This window comes from Aromatoleum toluclasticum ATCC 700605 (assembly GCF_000378245.1).
Lineage (GTDB): Bacteria > Pseudomonadota > Gammaproteobacteria > Burkholderiales > Rhodocyclaceae > Aromatoleum > Aromatoleum toluclasticum.
Genome location: NZ_KB899498.1, coordinates 178,832 through 196,856, shown reverse-complemented (window position 1 = coordinate 196,856; position 18,025 = coordinate 178,832). Strand labels below are relative to the sequence as shown.

General features: G+C 65.8%; 14 protein-coding genes. 11 read left to right on the top strand and 3 right to left on the bottom strand.

What is annotated here, in order from left to right; translation table 11 throughout:
• From F464_RS0115215 to F464_RS0115165, 11 genes are all read left to right on the top strand, one after another.
• Positions 1–2,139, top strand: a complete 2,139-nt coding sequence (locus F464_RS0115215; protein ID WP_018990694.1) for a hydantoinase/oxoprolinase family protein — start codon at positions 1–3, stop codon at positions 2,137–2,139.
• 22 nt (positions 2,140–2,161) lie between these two features.
• On the top strand, positions 2,162–4,441 hold the full coding sequence (locus F464_RS0115210; protein WP_018990693.1) for a hydantoinase B/oxoprolinase family protein: 2,280 nt from the start codon (positions 2,162–2,164) through the stop codon (positions 4,439–4,441).
• A 2-nt stretch (positions 4,442–4,443) separates the two neighbouring features.
• On the top strand, positions 4,444–5,265 hold the full coding sequence (locus F464_RS0115205; RefSeq protein ID WP_026296029.1) for a hypothetical protein: 822 nt from the start codon (positions 4,444–4,446) through the stop codon (positions 5,263–5,265).
• 65 nt (positions 5,266–5,330) lie between these two features.
• A complete protein-coding gene (locus F464_RS0115200) occupies positions 5,331–6,125 on the top strand; it encodes a glucose 1-dehydrogenase (RefSeq protein WP_018990691.1) in 795 nt (264 codons plus the stop codon).
• 57 nt (positions 6,126–6,182) lie between these two features.
• A complete protein-coding gene (locus F464_RS0115195; RefSeq protein WP_018990690.1) occupies positions 6,183–7,874 on the top strand; it encodes an AMP-binding protein in 1,692 nt (563 codons plus the stop codon).
• Positions 7,875–7,916: 42 nt separating this feature from the next.
• Positions 7,917–8,825, top strand: coding sequence for an SDR family NAD(P)-dependent oxidoreductase (locus F464_RS0115190; RefSeq protein WP_040395216.1), 909 nt, complete (start codon positions 7,917–7,919; stop codon positions 8,823–8,825).
• A gap of 38 nt (positions 8,826–8,863) precedes the next feature.
• Complete coding sequence (locus F464_RS0115185; protein ID WP_018990688.1) at positions 8,864–9,724, top strand: MaoC/PaaZ C-terminal domain-containing protein; 861 nt, start codon at positions 8,864–8,866, stop codon at positions 9,722–9,724.
• A gap of 40 nt (positions 9,725–9,764) precedes the next feature.
• Positions 9,765–10,568 carry a glucose 1-dehydrogenase gene (locus F464_RS0115180; protein ID WP_018990687.1) on the top strand — a complete coding sequence of 268 codons (804 nt, stop codon included), beginning with the start codon at positions 9,765–9,767 and terminating at the stop codon, positions 10,566–10,568.
• Between the two features lie 36 nt (positions 10,569–10,604).
• Positions 10,605–11,399 (top strand): enoyl-CoA hydratase-related protein, encoded by a 795-nt coding sequence (locus tag F464_RS0115175; protein ID WP_018990686.1) that lies wholly within the window; start codon positions 10,605–10,607, stop codon positions 11,397–11,399.
• A gap of 101 nt (positions 11,400–11,500) precedes the next feature.
• Positions 11,501–12,736, top strand: coding sequence for an oxidoreductase (locus tag F464_RS28705; protein WP_018990685.1), 1,236 nt, complete (start codon positions 11,501–11,503; stop codon positions 12,734–12,736).
• 41 nt (positions 12,737–12,777) lie between these two features.
• Complete coding sequence (locus F464_RS0115165; RefSeq protein ID WP_018990684.1) at positions 12,778–14,733, top strand: NAD(P)/FAD-dependent oxidoreductase; 1,956 nt, start codon at positions 12,778–12,780, stop codon at positions 14,731–14,733.
• Positions 14,734–15,167: 434 nt separating this feature from the next.
• On the opposite strand, the gene F464_RS0115155 is transcribed toward F464_RS0115165, so the two are convergent.
• The 3 genes from F464_RS0115155 to F464_RS0115145 form a co-directional block, all read right to left on the bottom strand.
• Positions 15,168–16,175: a zinc-dependent alcohol dehydrogenase family protein gene (locus F464_RS0115155; protein ID WP_018990682.1), complete on the bottom strand. Its 1,008-nt coding sequence runs from the start codon at positions 16,173–16,175 to the stop codon at positions 15,168–15,170.
• Between the two features lie 60 nt (positions 16,176–16,235).
• Positions 16,236–17,522 (bottom strand): NADH:flavin oxidoreductase/NADH oxidase family protein, encoded by a 1,287-nt coding sequence (locus F464_RS0115150; RefSeq protein WP_026296027.1) that lies wholly within the window; start codon positions 17,520–17,522, stop codon positions 16,236–16,238.
• A 63-nt stretch (positions 17,523–17,585) separates the two neighbouring features.
• Entirely contained in the window at positions 17,586–17,990 is a 405-nt protein-coding gene (locus F464_RS0115145; RefSeq protein ID WP_026296026.1) for a nuclear transport factor 2 family protein, read from the bottom strand.
• Positions 17,991–18,025 lie beyond the last annotated feature (35 nt).

The window sequence follows — 18,025 nt, the reverse complement described above, 5'->3', positions numbered from 1 at the left end:
ATGAAGAGAGTATCGGTAGATATCGGTGGCACCTTCACCGACTGCTTCGTCGTGTGGGACGACCACTACATCGAGACGAAAGCGCTGACGACCAAGCACAACCTCGCGCTCGGCTTCAACGAAGCGCTCGACAGCGCATGCGGGGAGATCGGTATCAAGCGTAACGAGCTGCTGTCGTCGGTCGACTCGGTGCGCTACGCGACGACGCTCGGCACCAACGCGCTGATCCAGCTGAAGGGCCCGAAGATCGGCCTGCTGGCGACGGCCGGTTTTCGCGGCGTCGTGCCGATCGGACGCGGCCGCTCGTATGGCGAGGGGCATTCGATCGAGTATCAGCGCAACCTGCCAAACGCCAGCCGGCCGCAGCCGCTCGTGCCGATCGAGATGATCCGCACGGTGCGCGAGCGCCTCGACTATGCGGGCGAAATCCTGCTGCCGATCGACGAGCACGACGTGCGCACCCAGATCCGCGACCTGCTCGACAACGGCGCGGAAGCGATCGTCGTCGCGCTGACGAATTCGGTCGTCAATCCCGAGCACGAGCTCGCGATCCAGCGCATCTTCCTCGAGGACTATCCCGAGCACATGCTCGGTGCGGTGCCGATGCTGCTGTCGCACCAGGTGGCCGGCCGCAAGGGCGAATACGTCCGTGCGATGTCGACGATCATGGACGCGTTCCTGCACAAGGTCATGTATTTCGGCATGTCCGCGCTGGAGCGGAACCTGCGCGACTCCGGCTACACGAAGCCGATGCTCGTGGTGCACAACTCCGGCGGCATGGCGCAGCTGAACTCCACCGACGCGCTGCAGACGGTGCATTCCGGGCCGGTGTCGGGGGTGTCGGCGGCCGAGCACCTCGCCAAACAGGCAGGCCTCGGCAACGTCGTCGCTACCGACATGGGCGGCACCAGCTACGACATCGGCCTCGTCGTCGAGGGCGGCGAGAAATTCTATGATTTCCTGCCGGTCATCGAACATCGTCTGGTCACCGTGCCGATGATGCACCTCGTCACGCTCGGCTCGGGCGGCGGCTCGGTCGCGAGCTACGACCAGATGTACAAGACGGTGAAATGCGGCCCCGAGTCGGCCGGCTCGGACCCCGGCCCGGCCTGCTACGACCGCGGGGGCATGAAGGCGACAGTCACCGACGCAGACCTGCTGCTCGGCTACCTCGACGCCGAGAACTACGCGAACGGCCACATCAAGCTCAATCCGAAGCGCTCGCGACAGACGATCGAGGACCAGTTGTGCGATCCGCTCGACGTCGATCTGGTCGATGCCTGCAAGCTCATCAAGAGCACCGTCGATGCGGACATGGCCAACGGGGTCGCGACCGAGTTGCGCGCGTTCGGCTACGAGCCCGCCGACTTCACGCTGCTGACATACGGCGGCAACGGCCCGCTCCACGCGTGCGGCATCGCGAACAAGCTCGGCATCGACAAGATCCTCGCGCCGCCGTTCGCATCGGTGTTCTCCGCAGCCGGTGCCGGTAACCTGAACCAGATGCACATCCACGAGATGTCCTGCTACATGGTGCTGTTCCACTCCGGCACAAAAACGATGTTCACCGACTATGCGAGCTTCAACGCGAAGGTCGAGGAACTCGAGCGCCGCGGCCGCGAGGACCTGCTGCGCCAGGGAATGGCCCCGGAGGACGTGCGCTACCGGCTCGAGCTGGACATGCGCTACGGCAACCAGCGCGTGCAAACGACGGTGACGACCGAGCTGAACCGCCTGAACGGCCTGTCGGACGTCGCCAAGCTAATCGCACAGTTCCACCGCAGCTACGGCGACCGCTTCGGCGAAGGCAGCCAATCGCCGGCGGCCGGTGTGCGCATCAACACGATCCGTGTTTGCGCCTACGTCGAGCTCGACGCGATCCGCTTCAAGGACATCCGCCCCAGCCTCAAGACCGCGCCCGCACCGACCCCGGTCGGCCACCGCACGTGCCACTTCGTCGGATTCGACGAACCGCAGGAAACCGCAATCTTCGACGCGGATGCGCTGATCCACGGCACGAAGATCGCCGGCCCCGCCGTCGTTACGACCGCGCACACGACCTACCTCGTCGAGCCCCGCTGGCACATGGAAGTCGCGGCGCAGGGTGCCGTCTGGTTCATGCGCGACACCGCCAAGTAACCGCACAAAGAGGACAGCATTCATGACTCACGAACAATGCACCGCCGAACTGAGCCCGGCCGAGAAGAAGCTGATGCAGGAGTTCCTCGAGGAGCATCAGCTCTTCTTCGGGCCCGATCCGGAAATCATGCAGAACCATCGGCTCGAACCCCGCACGGCGCGCGAGGACGTCGCGATCGGCAAGGTCAGCGATCCGCATCTTCTGAACCAGGTCCGCGGCCGCGTCCAGTCGGGGATGGCGGAGAGCTTCCGCATGATCGAGCAGATGGGCTCGGCGCCGGGAGCGAAATGGGGCGACCTCGTGACCGCGGTGTTCACGGCCTCCGGTGACCTGTCGGAAGCCTCGCCGATCGGCATGACGACATTTGCCGCCGTGTGCCAGTACCCGATCAAGTTCATCAACAAGTACTGGACGAACGAGCCGTCGGTGGGCGTGCGCGAGGGCGACGGTTTCATCCACAACGACTCGCGCTACGGCGGCGTGCACAACACCGACCAGTCGATGATGATGCCGTTGTTTTACGACGGAGAGCTCATCTGCTGGGTGTCCTCGACCATCCACGAGGGCGAGAACGGCGCGATCGAGCCCGGCGGCATGCCGGCGCGCGCCGAGTCGAAGTACGACGAAGGCCTGAAGATGAGTCCGCTGCGGATCGTCGAAGGCTACGAGATCAAGCGCGACATCCTGACCTTCCTGCAGAACTCGGTGCGCGACCCGAAGCTGCAGTACGAGGACGTCAAGGTCAAGCTGTTCGCCGTGATGCGCACGATGGAACGGCTGCGCTCGGCGATCGACGAGTTCGGCGTCGACGCGCTGATCGCCTTCCTGCGCAAGAACCTCGAGGACACCGAGGCCGAGGTCCGGCGGCGGTTGTCGGAGATGCCCGACGGCGTCGTGCGCTTCCCCTCGTGGGCCGACTCGACGCTGCGCGAACCGGCGCTGATCAAGCACAACTGCGAGTTCCACAAGAAGGGCGACAAAGGCACCTGGGTCGTCAAGGGCAGCTCGCCGCAGCTGTCGAACCGCGCGATCAACGGCGTCATCGCATCGCTGAAGTCCTTCCTGCTGACCGGCCTGATCCAGCAGATCTGGCCGGACCTGCCCCGCAATCAGGCGGTGTTCTCGAGCTTCGACTTCGTCGCCGACTACCCCTCGTTGCTGAACTCCGACACCGACGCGACGCTGTCGATGAGCATCTCGAGCGCGTTCCACTACCTGATCAAGCCGGGGCAGCTGCTCAACAAGCTGGTCTACAGCGTCCCGCTCGAAGCGAAGACCCGCGTCACCCCCGTCCTCGCCGCGCAGTACAACCAGCCCGCGACCTTCATCTACGGCGGGCTGACGCAGCATATGGAGGTCACCGGCAACTTCTGCGCCGACATCAACGGCGCCGGCCAGGGCGCGCGCGAGAACCAGGACGGCCTGCATTCGCTGTCGGGCTGCTTCAGCTTCATGTCCGACACCGGCGAGCAGGAGTTGCTGGAAGAGGAGCTGCCGATGGTGCGCCTGGTCGCGCAGACGTTAGCAAAGGACCGCATGGGCTTCGGCAAGTACCGCGGCGGCGCAGGCTACGAGCAGATGATGTCGTCGAAAGGTTCGGCGATGTGGGGCTTCATGACCGGCCAGACCGGTTCATCGTTCTCGTCCTGCCCGGGTCTATTCGGCGGCTACTCGTCGTCGGCCTATCCGATCTGCCGCGTGAAGGACATCAACGTATTCGACTGGCTGAAGGAATCCGGCAATCCCGCCAAGTTCCCGTTCGACATCGTCGAACTGATGAACAAGCAGCCGATCGAGGGCGGCACCTATACCGCCGACGACGCCGGCATCACCTTCGAGCTGACGACCGAGGGCGAGATCTACATGATCTGCCAGGGCGGCGGCGGCGGCTACGGCGACGTGCTCGAGCGCGACCCAGAGCTCGTCATGCAGGACCTGCGCGAGGACCTGATCTCGGACGAAGTCGCCGAGAATCTCTTCAAGGTCGTCTATGACAAGGCTATCCGTCGGGTCGATGTCGACGCGACGAAGATGGCGCGCGACACCGAGCGCCGCGCGCGCATCGCCCGCGGCACGCCGTACAAGGAGTTCGTCAAGACGTGGAACAAGCCGACGCCGCCGGAGCACATCCCGTATTACGGCTCGTGGGGCGACGACGGCGTAATCTACGCCGGCGCGGGACCGACCCGGATCACGATGACGAGCGAGACGATGAAGCCAGTCTTCCTGCCCGACCCGCGGGAACAGAAGATCGCGGCGATGCAGGCGCGCATCGCCGAGCTCGAAGCTAAGGTCAAATGATCATGGGCCGGCTTGCCGAACTACTGGCGTCGGGCAAACGCGTGCTGTGGGTCGAGGCGACCGCGTACGCCGAGCGGCTTCTCGCCGACGGCACGGTGGCCTGGCTCGACGCGGCCGAGGTCGTCGCGTGGCACCGCAAGGCCCAGGGGCTATTGAAGTCGGACGTCGTCGCACTGCCGGTTGAACCTATCGCCGAAGCGTGGCTCGCACATGACGAGGACCTCGTCGAGGCGATGGGGACGAAGAAGCGCGCCGTCGCCCCACTGAAAACGCTGCTCGCTACCGACGCGCTGCGCGACCACATTGGCGAGATTCTGCGGGGGCTGCGCGCGAGCTACCGCAACGCGCCGCTCGCGCTGGTGCTGCCTTCGCCGCGGCGATGGGTCGCGGAGGCGTACCTCGCGGCGCACGGCGAAACGGTCGACGTCGGCGACGAACTGGCGGACGACGCGGCGATGTACGTCGCGGATTTCGTGCGCAGCTTCGGCGACACCGAACTTGACGTGCTGCTGCTGGAGGAGTCGGATGCACCGACCACCACCGGCGCGCTCGAAGCCTACCGCTCGGTGCTCAACCTCGCCGCGCACTACCGCTGGGAATGCGGGCTGCGCAGCCCCGGCCCACTCGACGTATCGGCGGATGGCCTCGCCTTCTGCATCGCGCCGAAGTCCGCAGACGCGCTGCCCACCGGGCTTGCGGTTTCGCTGGCGTTCTGGAGCGGCGAGGCCGCACCGGAAGTTCCCCCGGGCGGCTTCCGCTTCGTCGAGATCCCCGCGGACGCCGTCCCCGAGACCACGCTCGAGCGACTCGCGACATTGCGCTGATCGCGCCGCCCTCTCACCTATCCCCTGCCCCAACAACGGACCCATTCGAAACTCGAGGAGACGACATGAACGAATTCCAACTCGACGGCAAGGTCGCCCTGATCAGCGGCAGCGCGCGCGGACTCGGCGCGGCGACCGCTGAAGCGCTACATGCGGGTGGCGCGAAGGTTGTCATCGCCGACGTGCTCGACGGTGAGGGAGCGCAGATGGCCGACCGCATCGGCGCGAACGCGCTGTTCGTCCATCTTGACGTGACACGCGAGGCGGATTGGGAAGCGGCCATCGCCGCCGCGGTCGAGCGCTTCGGCGGCATCGATGTCGTCGTCAACAACGCCGGTATCGAAACGACGTCGCTGCTCGAGAACTGCACGCTCGAGGAGTTCGACCGGACACTGAAGATCAACGTCAGCGGCGTGTTCCTCGGCGTCAAGCACGCGATTCGCGCGATGAAGCCGGGGGGGGCCTCGGGGCGCGGCGGCTCGATCGTCAACATCTCTTCTGGCGCCGGGTTGAAGGGCTCGCTCGGGCTCGGCGCGTACTGTTCGTCGAAAGGCGCCGTACGCCTGCTGTCGAAGGCCGCGGCCGTCGAATGCGGCCGGCTCGGTTACGGCATCCGTGTCAATTCGATCCACCCAGGGCTGATCAAGACCGAGATGGGCGTCAAGACTCTCAACGACTACGTGAGGCTCGGCCTGATGCCCGACGAAGCCACGGCCGAGCAGGCTTTCCTCGGCGCCCACCTGATCGGCTTCGGTCGCCCGCAGGACATCGCCAACGGCGTGCGCTACCTCGCGTCGGACGCGGCGCGGTGGATCACCGGCATCGAACTGTCGATCGACGGCGGCTACTTCGCCGCCTGACGGCGCTTGCGCGAACGGCCTCGAACCGACGAATCGAATCTTACGCAGCGAGCAATCATGACCGCGCAGACCTTTCCCGAATTCACACCCACTTTTCCGCCGTCGCAATGGACGCTTCCGCGCGTGCTCGAGCACCAGGCGAAGGCGCTCGGCGACCGCCCCTTCATCAAGTGGGAGGACGACGGCCCGGAATACACGTACCGGGAGGCGAACGCGCGCGCGAATCGCCTTGCCCGCGGGCTGCAACGGCTCGGCATCAGCCGCGGCGACTGCGCCGTGCTTTTCATGCCGAACAGCCTCGATTACCTCTTCAGCTGGTTCGCGCTGAACAAGCTAGGCGCGATCGAGGCGCCCATCAACACCGCGTACAAGGGCAGCTTCCTCGAGCACCAGGTGAACCTCTGCAAAGCCGAGACGATCATCGCCGACGCCGAGCTTCTTGACGCGGTGCGCGCAAGCATCGGCGCGATGCCGGCGGTCAACCGCGTCGTCGTGTGGTCGCGCGACGGCAAGCGGCCTGAGCAGCTGCCAGCGGTCGGTAGCTGCGAGGTGCACGCCTTCGCCGACCTCTTCGACGACGACAGCGGCAACCTTGACGTCGTCGTCCGGCCGCAGGACATCGGCGCGATCATGTTCACGTCGGGGACGACCGGCTTATCCAAGGGCGTGACGATGCCACATGCGCAACTCTATCTCTTCTCCGAGATTGACGTGCGCGCGTTGGACATCGGTCAGGAAGATGTCTACATGACGGCTTTCCCGCTGTTCCACGCCAACGCGCAGCTGCTGACGGTGTATCCGTCGATGATCGCCGGCGCGCGCTGCGTCCTGTATGAACGGTTCAGCGCAACACAATGGGTTGACCGGCTGCATTCGAGCGGCGCGACGGTGACAAACTCGCTTGGCGTCGTGCTGCCGTTCGTCTTCGCCCAGCCGCCGACGCCGCGCGACAAGACGCACCGGCTGCGCCGCATCCTCGCTGCGCCGACGCCGTACGGCATCCTCGACGAGTTCACCGAGCGCTTCGGCGTGCGCCACTTCGTCGAAGGCTTCGGCCAGACCGAGATCTGCTGCCCGATCATGACGCCGACGGCCCTCGCCCCGGACCGGCCGCGCGGCGCGGCGGGACTGCTGCTCGACCAGTGGTTCGATGTGCGCATCGTCGATCCGGAGACCGACGAGGAAGTGCCGGTCGGCGAGATCGGCGAGCTCGTACTGCGGCACAAGCAACCCTGGACGATCAACGCCGGCTACGTCGGCATGCCCGAGAAGTCGGCCGAGGCTTGGCGCAACCTGTGGTTCCACACCGGCGACGGCATGCGCCGCGATGCCGACGGCTGGTACTACTTCGTCGATCGCCTCAAGGACGCGCTGCGCCGTCGCGGCGAGAACATTTCCTCGTACGAGGTCGAGGCGCCGATCCGCGAGCACCCGGCCGTCGCCGATGTTGCCGTCATCGCGGTGAAGGAGGCCATGGGCGGCGAGGACGAAGTGAAAGCCTGCATCGTGCTGCACCCCGGACAATCCGTCCGCCCGGAGGCGCTGCTGGAATGGTGCGAACAGCGGCTGCCGGCGTTCGCCGTGCCGCGGTACCTCGAATTCATGGACAACTTCCCGCGCACGCCGAACGAGAAGATCCAGAAGAACCTCCTGCGGGTCGCTGGCGTCACACCGGCCACCTGGGACCGCGTGCAGGCGGGCTACCAGCTGCGCGACGAGCTCGCGCGCAAGAACCGAAGCCATGCTTAACGTGTGCGGCGCCGATTCCTTGGACCTTTGGGTGTGAACGATATGAGCAGACTTTGTGAAGGACGCGTCGCGATCGTCACCGGCGCAGGCCGCGGGGTCGGCCGCGAATATGCATTAATGCTAGCTGACCAAGGCGCGAGGGTCGTCGTCAACGACCTTGGCACCGCCCCTGCGGGCACGGGCGTCGACGCGAGCCCCGCCCAACAAGTGGTCGAGGAGATCCGCCGGCGCGGCGGCGAGGCGATTGCAAATGGTAATGACGTGTCGAGCTGGGCGGGCGCGAAGGCGCTCGTCGAGCAGGCGGTCGACACCTTCGGCCGGCTCGACGTGCTGATCAACAACGCCGGCATCCTGCGCGACCGGATGCTCGCAGCAATGGACGAGGACGAGTGGGACTCCGTCATCAAAGTGCACCTGAAGGGCACGGCTGCGCCCACGCGCCACGCCACCGCCTACTGGCGCGCGCGCAAGAAGGCCGGCGAATCCAACGACGCGCGCGTCATCAATACAACGTCCCATTCGGGCCTCTTCGGCAACGTCGGGCAATGCAACTACGGCGCCGCCAAGGCCGGCATCGCGATGTTCACGGTGATCCTCGCCAAGGAGATGGCCGGAGCCGGCTACGGCGTCACCGCGAACGCGGTGGCGCCGCGCGCGACGACTCGGCTGACCGAGGGCGTGCGCGACTACACCGAGGACGAGCTGATCCACCGCAACCCGCGCTGGATCGCGCCGCTCGTCACGTGGCTCGCGAGCCCCGAGTCGCGCGACGTCACCGGTCGTGTGTTCGAAGCCTGGGGCTACGGCTATTCGGTCATCGAAGGCTGGCAGCACGGCCCGACGATGCCGGCTGCCGAGACGCCCGTCGGCCTCGGTCCGCGCGTGCTCGAAATGATCGGCGCGGCACGACCGAACGCCGGCATCGATCGCGGCACCGTCACCAACCCCTGACTTCGTCGTCCTCTCAAACCGCCCCGGGAAGAACGTCCATGGCACTCGATTACGAAAAAGTCCTCAACTACCCGTTTGAGCCGATTGAGCAGAGCTACACCGAGCGCGACACGATGCTGTATGCGCTGGGGCTCGGCCTCAACCACGACCCGCTGGACCGGCATGAGCTCCAGTTCACCTACGAAAAAGGCCTCAAGGCGCTGCCGACGATGCCTGTCGTGCTGTGCCGCCCCGGATTCTGGTACCAGGCACCGGAGTTCGGCATCGACTGGGTGCGGATGCTGCACGGCGAGCAGGCGCTGACGGTGCGCCGGCCGATGCCGACCGCGGGCACCGTGATCGGCCAGAACCGCGTGACGAAGATCATCGACAAGGGCGAGGGCAAGGGCGCGCTGCTCTACATCGACCGGGAGCTCTTCGACAAGGCAACCGGCGACTCACTTGCGGTGATGACGCACACGCTGGTGCTGCGCGGGAACGGCGGCTTCGGTGGCGCGAAGGAGGACGTGCCCAAACCGCATGCGATCCCGGTCAGGAATCCCGACCTGCGCGCAGAATCCGCGATCGACCCGCGCGCCGGTCTGATCTACCGCCTGAGCGGCGACTACAACGAGATCCATGCCGACCCGGATCTCGCGGCGAAGGCGGGCTTCCCAAAGCCGATCTTCCATGGGCTTGGCACCTTCGGCATGGTCATCTTCGAAATCATCAAGCACACCTGCGACTACCGCGCTGAGCAACTTACGAGCTTCAACCTGCGGTTTAGCGCTCCCGTGTATCCCGGGGAGACGCTGCGCACCGATATCTGGCTCGACGGCAATGTCGCGTCCTTCCGAAGCACCGCAATCGAGCGCGACGTCGTCGTCATCGACAACGGGCGCGCCGTGCTCGCGTGCTGACCGCCTCTCAGCCCCCCGCCATCGAAATTCCGGAGGAACGATGCAGAACACCCTTCCAGAAACCCAGTCCCGGCGCCTGCTGGGCAAGGTCGCGCTGATCACCGGCGCCGGTCGCGGCATCGGTCTCGCGGCCGCGAAGCGCTTCGTGCGCGAAGGCGCGAACGTCTTCATGACCGACATCAACGCGTCGCTCGTCGAGCAGGAAGCGGCGAAGCTCGTCGCCGAAGGCTTTACGGCGGCGGCGGCGAGGCACGACGTCACGCACGAGGACTCATGGAAGGAGGTGTGCACGGCGATCGTCGCGCGCTTTGGCCGTGTAGACCACGTCATCAACAACGCCGGCAGCTTCACGCTCGGCTCGGCAGAAGACGCCGCGTTCGACGACTGGCGCAAGACGATGGCGGTCAATTCCGACAGCGTCTTCCTCGGCACGCGGGCGGCGATCGAACTGCTGAAAGCCAACGGGGGCGCGATCGTCAATGTCTCGTCGATCATGGGACTCGTCGCCGAATCGAATCTCGCCGCGTACTGCGCGAGCAAGGGAGCGGTGCGCAACTTCACGAAGGCGGCCGCACTCCACTGCGCCGACCAAGGCTATGCGATTCGGATCAATTCCCTGCACCCCGGCTACGTCGCGACGCCGCTGATCGAAGAGTTCATCCACACGATGCCGCCAGACGCCGCGAAGGCGGCCGAAGACGAGCTCCTGAACCACCGAATACCGATGTGTCGCATGGCGCGGCCCGACGAGCTAGCCGCTGCGATCTTCTTCCTCTGTTCCGACGACGCCAGCTACATGACCGGCGCCGAGCTCGTCGCCGACGGCGGCTACACCGCACGCTGACTCCCCTCCAATCCCACTTCCATAGGAAACACTGCAATGAGCTTCGAGCACATCCTCTTCGAAAAGCGCGGCGCCGTCGCATGGATCACATTCAACCACCCGGAGCGTCGTAACAGTTTCGATCACGCGATGATCACCGAGTACGCCGACGCACTCGAGCGCTGCCACGAGGACCCGACAATCGGCGTGGTCGTCGTCACCGGTGCGGGCGACAAGGGTTTTTGCGCGGGCGGCTATCTCGCCGACCTGACGAACTTCAGCCCCGAGAAAGGCCGGAAGCTCTTCGATGCCGCGGTGCGCGGGCTCACGCTGATGCGCCGCATCCGCCAACCGGTGATCGCGGCCGTCAATGGCGCAGCGATCGGCGGCGGCAACGAGGTCGTGATCTGCGCCGACCTCGCGATCGCCTCTGAGCACGCAACCTTCGGTCAGGTCGGCCCGAAAATCGGCAGCTCGCCGTTCTTCGGTGGAACGAACCTGCTGGCGCTGACCGTCGGCGAGAAGAAGACGCGCGAGATCGTCTACATGTGCAAGCAATACACCGCGCAGGAGGCGCTCGCGCTCGGCATGGTCAACAAGGTCGTGCCGCACGAACGGCTTCACGACGAAGTGCAGGAATGGTGCGAGACGCTGCTCGATCGCAGCCCGGCCTACCTGGAGATGAGCAAGATCGGCGCGAACGTCTGGTTCGACATGCTGATGCCGTCGTTCGAGCTCGCGAAGCTCGCGATGACCCGCATGGCCGGCTGCGATGAAATGACCGAAGGCGCGACCGCCTTCATGGAAAAGCGCAAGCCGGATTTCCGCAAGTTCCGACGCGCGGATACCTGATACCTGCCGTTTCACCGGCTCGCCGGCCCGCGCGAACACAGCGGGACTCACACTCGTCGAGTCCCGCCCCACCCTCCCCTCATCCGCGACAAAGCAACGCCATGACCGAAGCTCTCGATTCGGTCCGGATCGATGAGCGCATCGCCCCGGACCTCGCTCCGCTCTTCGAACCGCTGCGCGTCCGCTCCCTCGAACTGAAAAACCGCATCGTCATGCCCGCGATGGGACACGGCAAGGCGCGCGGGGGCGTGCTCGGCCCGAGCTTCGCACGCTATTACCGGCTGCGCGCCGAGGGAGGCACCGGACTGCTGATCGGCGAAGCGGCCGCAGTCGGCGACCCGGTCGCCCCGGCAGAGCCGGACCAGGCGCATTTTCACAGCCTGTGGCCGCTGACCGACTGGCAGCACATCGCCCGCCAAGTGCAGGAGGCGGGCGCGAAGATGATCCCGCAGCTTTGGCATGTCGGCATGATCCGCAAGCCGAGCAGCTGGCCGTTCTACCACCTGCCGTCGAAGGGTCCGTCCGGCCTGTACATCCAGCCGAGCGACGGCACACCGATGAAAGCGCCGCAGCAGTACGCCGAGCCGATGAGCCAGCGCGCCATCGATGAGATCATCGGCATCTACGGACAAGCCGCGGAAGATGCCAGGCGGCTAGGTTTCGACGGTCTGGAAATCCACGCGGCGCACGGCTACCTGATCGACCAGTTCCTGTGGCACGTGACGAACCGACGGACCGACGGCTACGGCGGCGCGACGCTGAAGGCGCGCGCCCGCTTCGCAGTCGAGCTTGTGAAGGAGTGCCGCCACCGTGCCGGCCGGGACTTCCCGATCTTCTTCCGCTATTCCCAGTGGAAAATCCAGGACTACGGCGCCCGCCTCGCCGAGACGCCCCGCGAACTCGCTGGCATGCTCGAGGCGCTCGCCGACGCCGGTGTCGATTGCTTCCACTGCTCGACCCGCCGCTTCTGGGAGCCAGAGTTCCCCGTCAGCGATCTAAACCTCGCCGGGTGGACGAAGAAACTCACTGGCCTGCCGACGATCACGGTCGGCTCGATCAGCCTCAACCAGGAGCTCGTGCCCTACACGATCCGCCGGCTCGAAAAGGACGAGAAGGCCCGCGAAGCCGCGGTGACGAACCTCGACCGAGTCATGGAGATGTTCACGCGCGGCGACTTCGATCTGATCGCCGTTGGCCGGGCAATGCTAGCCAATCCCGACTGGGCGCGTCTCGTGCGCGCCGGCCGTATGGACTTGCTGAAGCCCTACGATGCCGACTCGCTCGCCCGCTCCACCGACTTTCCGGACCTCGCCGCGCCGGCGAGCCGCCGTCAATGACCGACGCCCCGCGGCGCCGAGCCTTCTCGAGGACCCGAACCATGAACGCCCAGCAAGCACTAAGCCGTTTTCCGAACCTGCTGTCGCCCGGCCGACTTGCCAGCCTAACGCTGAAGAACAAGATGATCCTGCCGGCAATGGGCACGAACTACGCGAACGCCGACGGGACCGTGTCGCGACGTTTCACCGACTACTACGTCGCTCGCGCGAAAGGTGGGTTCGGCCTGATCGTCGTCGAAGTGGCTGCCGTCGACCCGCTCGGCAAGGCGGTCGGCAACGAAGCCGGCATCTGGCACGACGGCCAGATCCCCTCGTGGAAGGCCTTCGTCGACGAGATCCATGCGCACGGCGCAAAAGTCTTCCTGCAACTGCATCACGCCGGTCGGCAGACGTCCGAGGCTGTCATCGGCGAGCGCCCGGTTGCGCCGTCACCGGTCCCCTGCCCAATGGTGCAGGAGCTGCCGCGCGAGCTCACCGCCGCCGAAACCTGGGCGCTGATCGACAAGTACCGCGACGCGGCGGTGCGCGCGAAGGCCGCCGGCTTCGACGGCGTCGAGCTGCACGGCGCGCACGGCTATCTCATCGCGCAATTCATGTCGCCGGACGCGAACAAGCGCTTCGACGAATTCGGCGGCGATTTCGTTGGCCGCATGCGCTTCCCGACCGAGATCGTCAGGCGAATCAAGGAGGCCAACGGTCGCGACTACCCCGTGACGATCAAGGTCAGCGGTGACGAGCACGTGCACGGCGGGCGCTGCATCCAAGAGACGCGCGCGGTCGCGCGGCAGCTCGAGGAAGCCGGCATCGACGGCATCGTCGTGTCGCTCGGCACCTACGCGAGCCTCGCGTACATCAGCGGGCCCGGAGGGGCGATGCCGCCGGCCTACAACGCCTCGGCGGCCGAGGAGGTAAAGAAGTCGGTCAAGATCCCCGTCGTCGCCGTCGGCCGCATCGCCGACCCCTTCATCGCCGAGGACGTCCTTCAGAGCGGTGCCGCCGACTTCGTCGCGATCGGCCGTGCCGCGATCGCCGACCCGGATTTCCCGAACAAGGTCGCGCGCTACGCACTCGACGAAGTCTCGCCCTGCCTCGGCTGCAACCAGGGTTGCATGGGCCAGGTGCTGGACCCGGAGATCATGGAGGTCGGGTGCCTCGTGAATCCGTTTTGCGGTTACGAGGGCGACCGCCGGATCCTCGAGACCGACGAGCCGAAATCGGTGATGGTCGTCGGCGCGGGCCCCGGCGGGCTATCGGCGGCCTGGATCGCTGCGAAGCGCGGTCACCACGTGAGCTGCTACGACAAGGAGTCGGTTCTGGGCGGCCAGTTCCGCGTCGCCGCGATCCCCCCGGGCAAGCAGGATCTGCTCAAGGCGCTTAAATACTACGTGACGATGTGCCGCAAGCACGGCGTCGAGTTCCGCCTCGGCGTCGAAGTGAACGCGGACCTGATCGCCCGCGAGAAACCGGAAGTCGTCATTTTCGCCACCGGCAGCACGCCGCGCGCATCGCAGGTTCCCGGCGCCGACACGCTGAAGACGATCGCCGCGCAGGACGTCCTCGAAGGGCGCGCGAAGCCGGGGCCGCGCGTCGTGGTCATCGGCGGCGGCATGATCGGCGCCGAGACAGCGGATTTTCTGAGCGAGTACGGCCACCAGGTCACCGTGCTCGGCCGCAATCCGGTCCTCGCGAAGGACCTCGCGTACAACAACCGCCATTTCCTGATCGAGCGGCTCAAGCACAAGGGCGTTGTCACGATCACCGGCGCTGCAGTGACCGAGCTCGCCGAGGACCGGATCACCTATATGCGGGACGGCACTCCCGGACAGCTGACCGGTTTCGACAGCATCGTGACGGCCTGGGGGTTGATACCGAACGACGCCCTCGTCGATGCGATCCGCGATCTGGTCCCCGAGGTTCATGTCATCGGCGACGCCGTGAAAGTCCGCTCCGCGGTACAGGCCATCGCCGAAGCGTCGAAAGTCGCGACGGCGATCTAGAGCCGCCAGGGGCGATCGGCGTGAGAGATCGCCCCGCAAACCCGCGTCCTTCGGAGCGAGTACGAGGAGGAGCCGCATAGGAGGGTGCGGTCGTCTCGACCGCGAGCTACGCCGGGCTGCAAGGAGATGTCACGCCGCCAAGGCGACCAAGGAATTTCTCGCGGGATAGGCGACTGCAGTGGGCGCGTGGGACACGCCCGCGGCCCGACCGGATCATCCTCGGCCGTGTAATCGAAAATGACGTGCTCTTCCGTCAGGAAGGTGCTCATCCGAGGCGTATGGCAGAACTCCAGCTCGTCGGCCTGCAATCGCAGGCTCGCATTCTGCCCCTCGGCCGACGCCATCGCCTCCTGCATCGACTCGAAGTTGACAAAGCGATCGGCGCAAGCTGCGACACTCGCGCCAGGACCGACGGAAGGTGACGGGCGGGCGAGTCAGTCGACGCGGACGACGACTTTTCCGAAGTGCCGTCGGCCTTCGAAATGGCGGAACGCCTCGGCCGCCTCACCGAAGCCGAACACGCGGTCGATGACCGGCTCAAGGCGATGCCGGACGATAGCGCGGTTCATATTCTCGAAATGCTCGCGACTGCCTACGCGGATCGGATGGATCGACTGCATGCGCAAGAAGAAATCCGGACCGAGCTGCGGCATGCCGTCGAGCAGGCCGACCACGCTGATCCGGCCGCCGACGCGCGTCGCCGCGACCGACTTCTCGAACGTACCCGCCCCGCCGACTTCGACGACGACATCCACACCGACACCGTCAGTCAGTTCCAGTACCTGCGTGTGCCATTCTGGCATACGACGATAGTCGATCAGCTCGTCGGCGCCGAGCGCTTGCAGCCGCGCGAGCTTATCGGGGCCCGACGAGGTCGCGATGACTCGCGCCCCGGCGAGCTTGGCGAGCTGCAGCGCGAACACCGACACGCCGCCGCTGCCCTGCACCAGCACCGTGTCCCCGGGCAGCAGGGGTGCAGCCGCCCACAGCGACGTCCACGCGCTCAGGGCCGCGCACGGCAGCGTCGCCCCCTGCTCGAACGATAGGTGGTCGGGCAGCCGCACGACTTCGTCCTGCGATACGCAGACGTATTCGGCGAGCACGCCGTCCGCGGCGCCCCCGCCCCGCCCGACCGGATTCAGCCCCGGGCCGAATGCGCCGGCGACCCAGTCGAGGTGAAAGGTCAGCGCAACGCGGTCACCGGGTCGCACCCGGGAGACGCCGTCGCCCACGGCCTCCACTTCGCCCGCGCCGTCCGACAGCGGCACGAGGTCAGGCTTGCGCGCCCCGTAGGCCCCGTCGAGCACGAGCAGATCACGGAAATTCAGCGAAGCGGCGCGCATTCTCACGAGCACTTGGCCGTAGCCGGGCGATGCCGGCCGCCCGGTCTCGCCCAGCGTCAGGCCCTCGAGCCCATTTCCTTTAAGAACGTACGTCTTCATATTATCTCCTCGTCTATGAAGCCGACTGACGGTTTTTCGTCAGATCCGCCTGCGAGCCGGTCACGAGCGGCAGAGCGCTGCCAGTGCCGCCTTTTCATTGGCGTCATAGCCGACCAGCGCCTCGAGCAACGACATCCGCAGATCGGGATCCTCGCCGTTGCCCATGCGCAGCAACTGCATGCAAGACCATGCGACCTGCGCCCACGATTCGGTCGTGCGCAGCGTCTTGTCATCGACTTCGGGGCCGAGCGCGGCCCGGTCGATCGACAGCTCGTCTTCGGGCGACGGCGCGCGATCGCGGGCGCCGGTCAGCAGCTTGCGGCAGATGTCCGCGTCGACGCACAGCGGCCGCGCGAGGCCGACGACGTCGAGTTCGCCCGCACGCAGGCCTTCCTCCATCGCATCCCGCGATCGGAACCCGCCGGTGATCATCAGCGGCATCGACGCCAGCGGACGCACGCGCGCCGCGTAGTCAAGAAAATAGGCCTCGCGACGCCGCGTGCTCTCGGCCAGCGGTTTCGCGCGATCCATCTGGTCGTCTGTACGCCCGATCATGCACATCTGCTCGTAATTGCCGCCCGAAATCTCAAGCAAGTCGATCCCCTCGTCGCCGAGCCAGCGCACGACCTGCATCGACTCCTCGTCGCTGAATCCGCCCTTCTGGAAATCGGCGGAATTAAGCTTCACCGAGATCGGGAAATCCGCACCGACCGCCTGGCGGACGCCACGGACTATCTCCATCAATATCCGCGCGCGGTTCTCGAGCGAACCTCCCCACGAGTCCCGTCGATCGTTCGAGAGCGGACTGAGGAACTGCGACAGCAGGTAGCCGTGCGCCGCGTGGATCTGCACGCCGGTGAAGCCGCAGTTCTGCGCGACGCTGGCAGCATGAACGAAACGCGCGATGACGTCCTCGACCTGCGCCTCGGTCATCGCCTGCGGCTCCCCGCACCCCGCTTCCTGCGCCGCCAGCGCGATCGCCGAGGGTGCCAGCGGACGCGGATTCACCGAGGACGGCGTCTGCCGGCCCGGATGGTTGATCTGCATCCACAAGTGGTTGCCGGCGGACGTCCCCGCCTTCGCCAACCGGCATAACGCATCGAGTCCGCCGTTGCCATCGATCGCGATGTTGCCGGGTCGTTCGAGATGCAAGCGGTCGACCTGGACATTGCCGGTGATCAGCAACCCTGCACCCCCCTCGGCCCAGCGGCGATACAACGTCTCGTGCCGTTCGGTGGCCCGATTCATCGCGTCGGCCAACCCCTCGGTCATCGCCGCTTTTGCCAGCCGATTCGGAAGAACGGCACCGCAGGGTAGCGCGACGGGCTGTGCGATATGACTTGTCATTTTCGAACCTCGGAAATGAGCCGGAAGGACGCTGCGTCGATCTCGCGCCCCTTCCAATTGGTATCACGAGCAGAACACGTCGTTGGTATGCATCGTGTCGAGATATTCGCGCACGGACTGGATCTTTCCATCCCGGACGACATGCAGGAAGTGGTACTTGTTGTGATACACCTTGCCCGAGAGCGTCTTCGCGGACGACTCAGCTTCCAGCGCGACGCGATCACCTTCGGCCGTCCATGCGATCGGTTTCACCTGGATCCCTTCCGGCGCGATCTTCAGGATTTCCTTGAAGAGTTCCAGAAACTGCTCCTTGCTCATCAGCCCTGCCATCGGGAACTTCTCGGGGTCGCCGGCTAGCCACCACGTGAAGCCCTCATCCGCCGTCATCGGTAGGGCGGTGTCGAAGTCCAGCTTCGAGACCGCCTCCCAGAACGCCGCGACCAACTTCTTGTTGTCTTCGATGCTCATCATACGTCTCCTGATTTGTTCGGGAAGCATGGCTA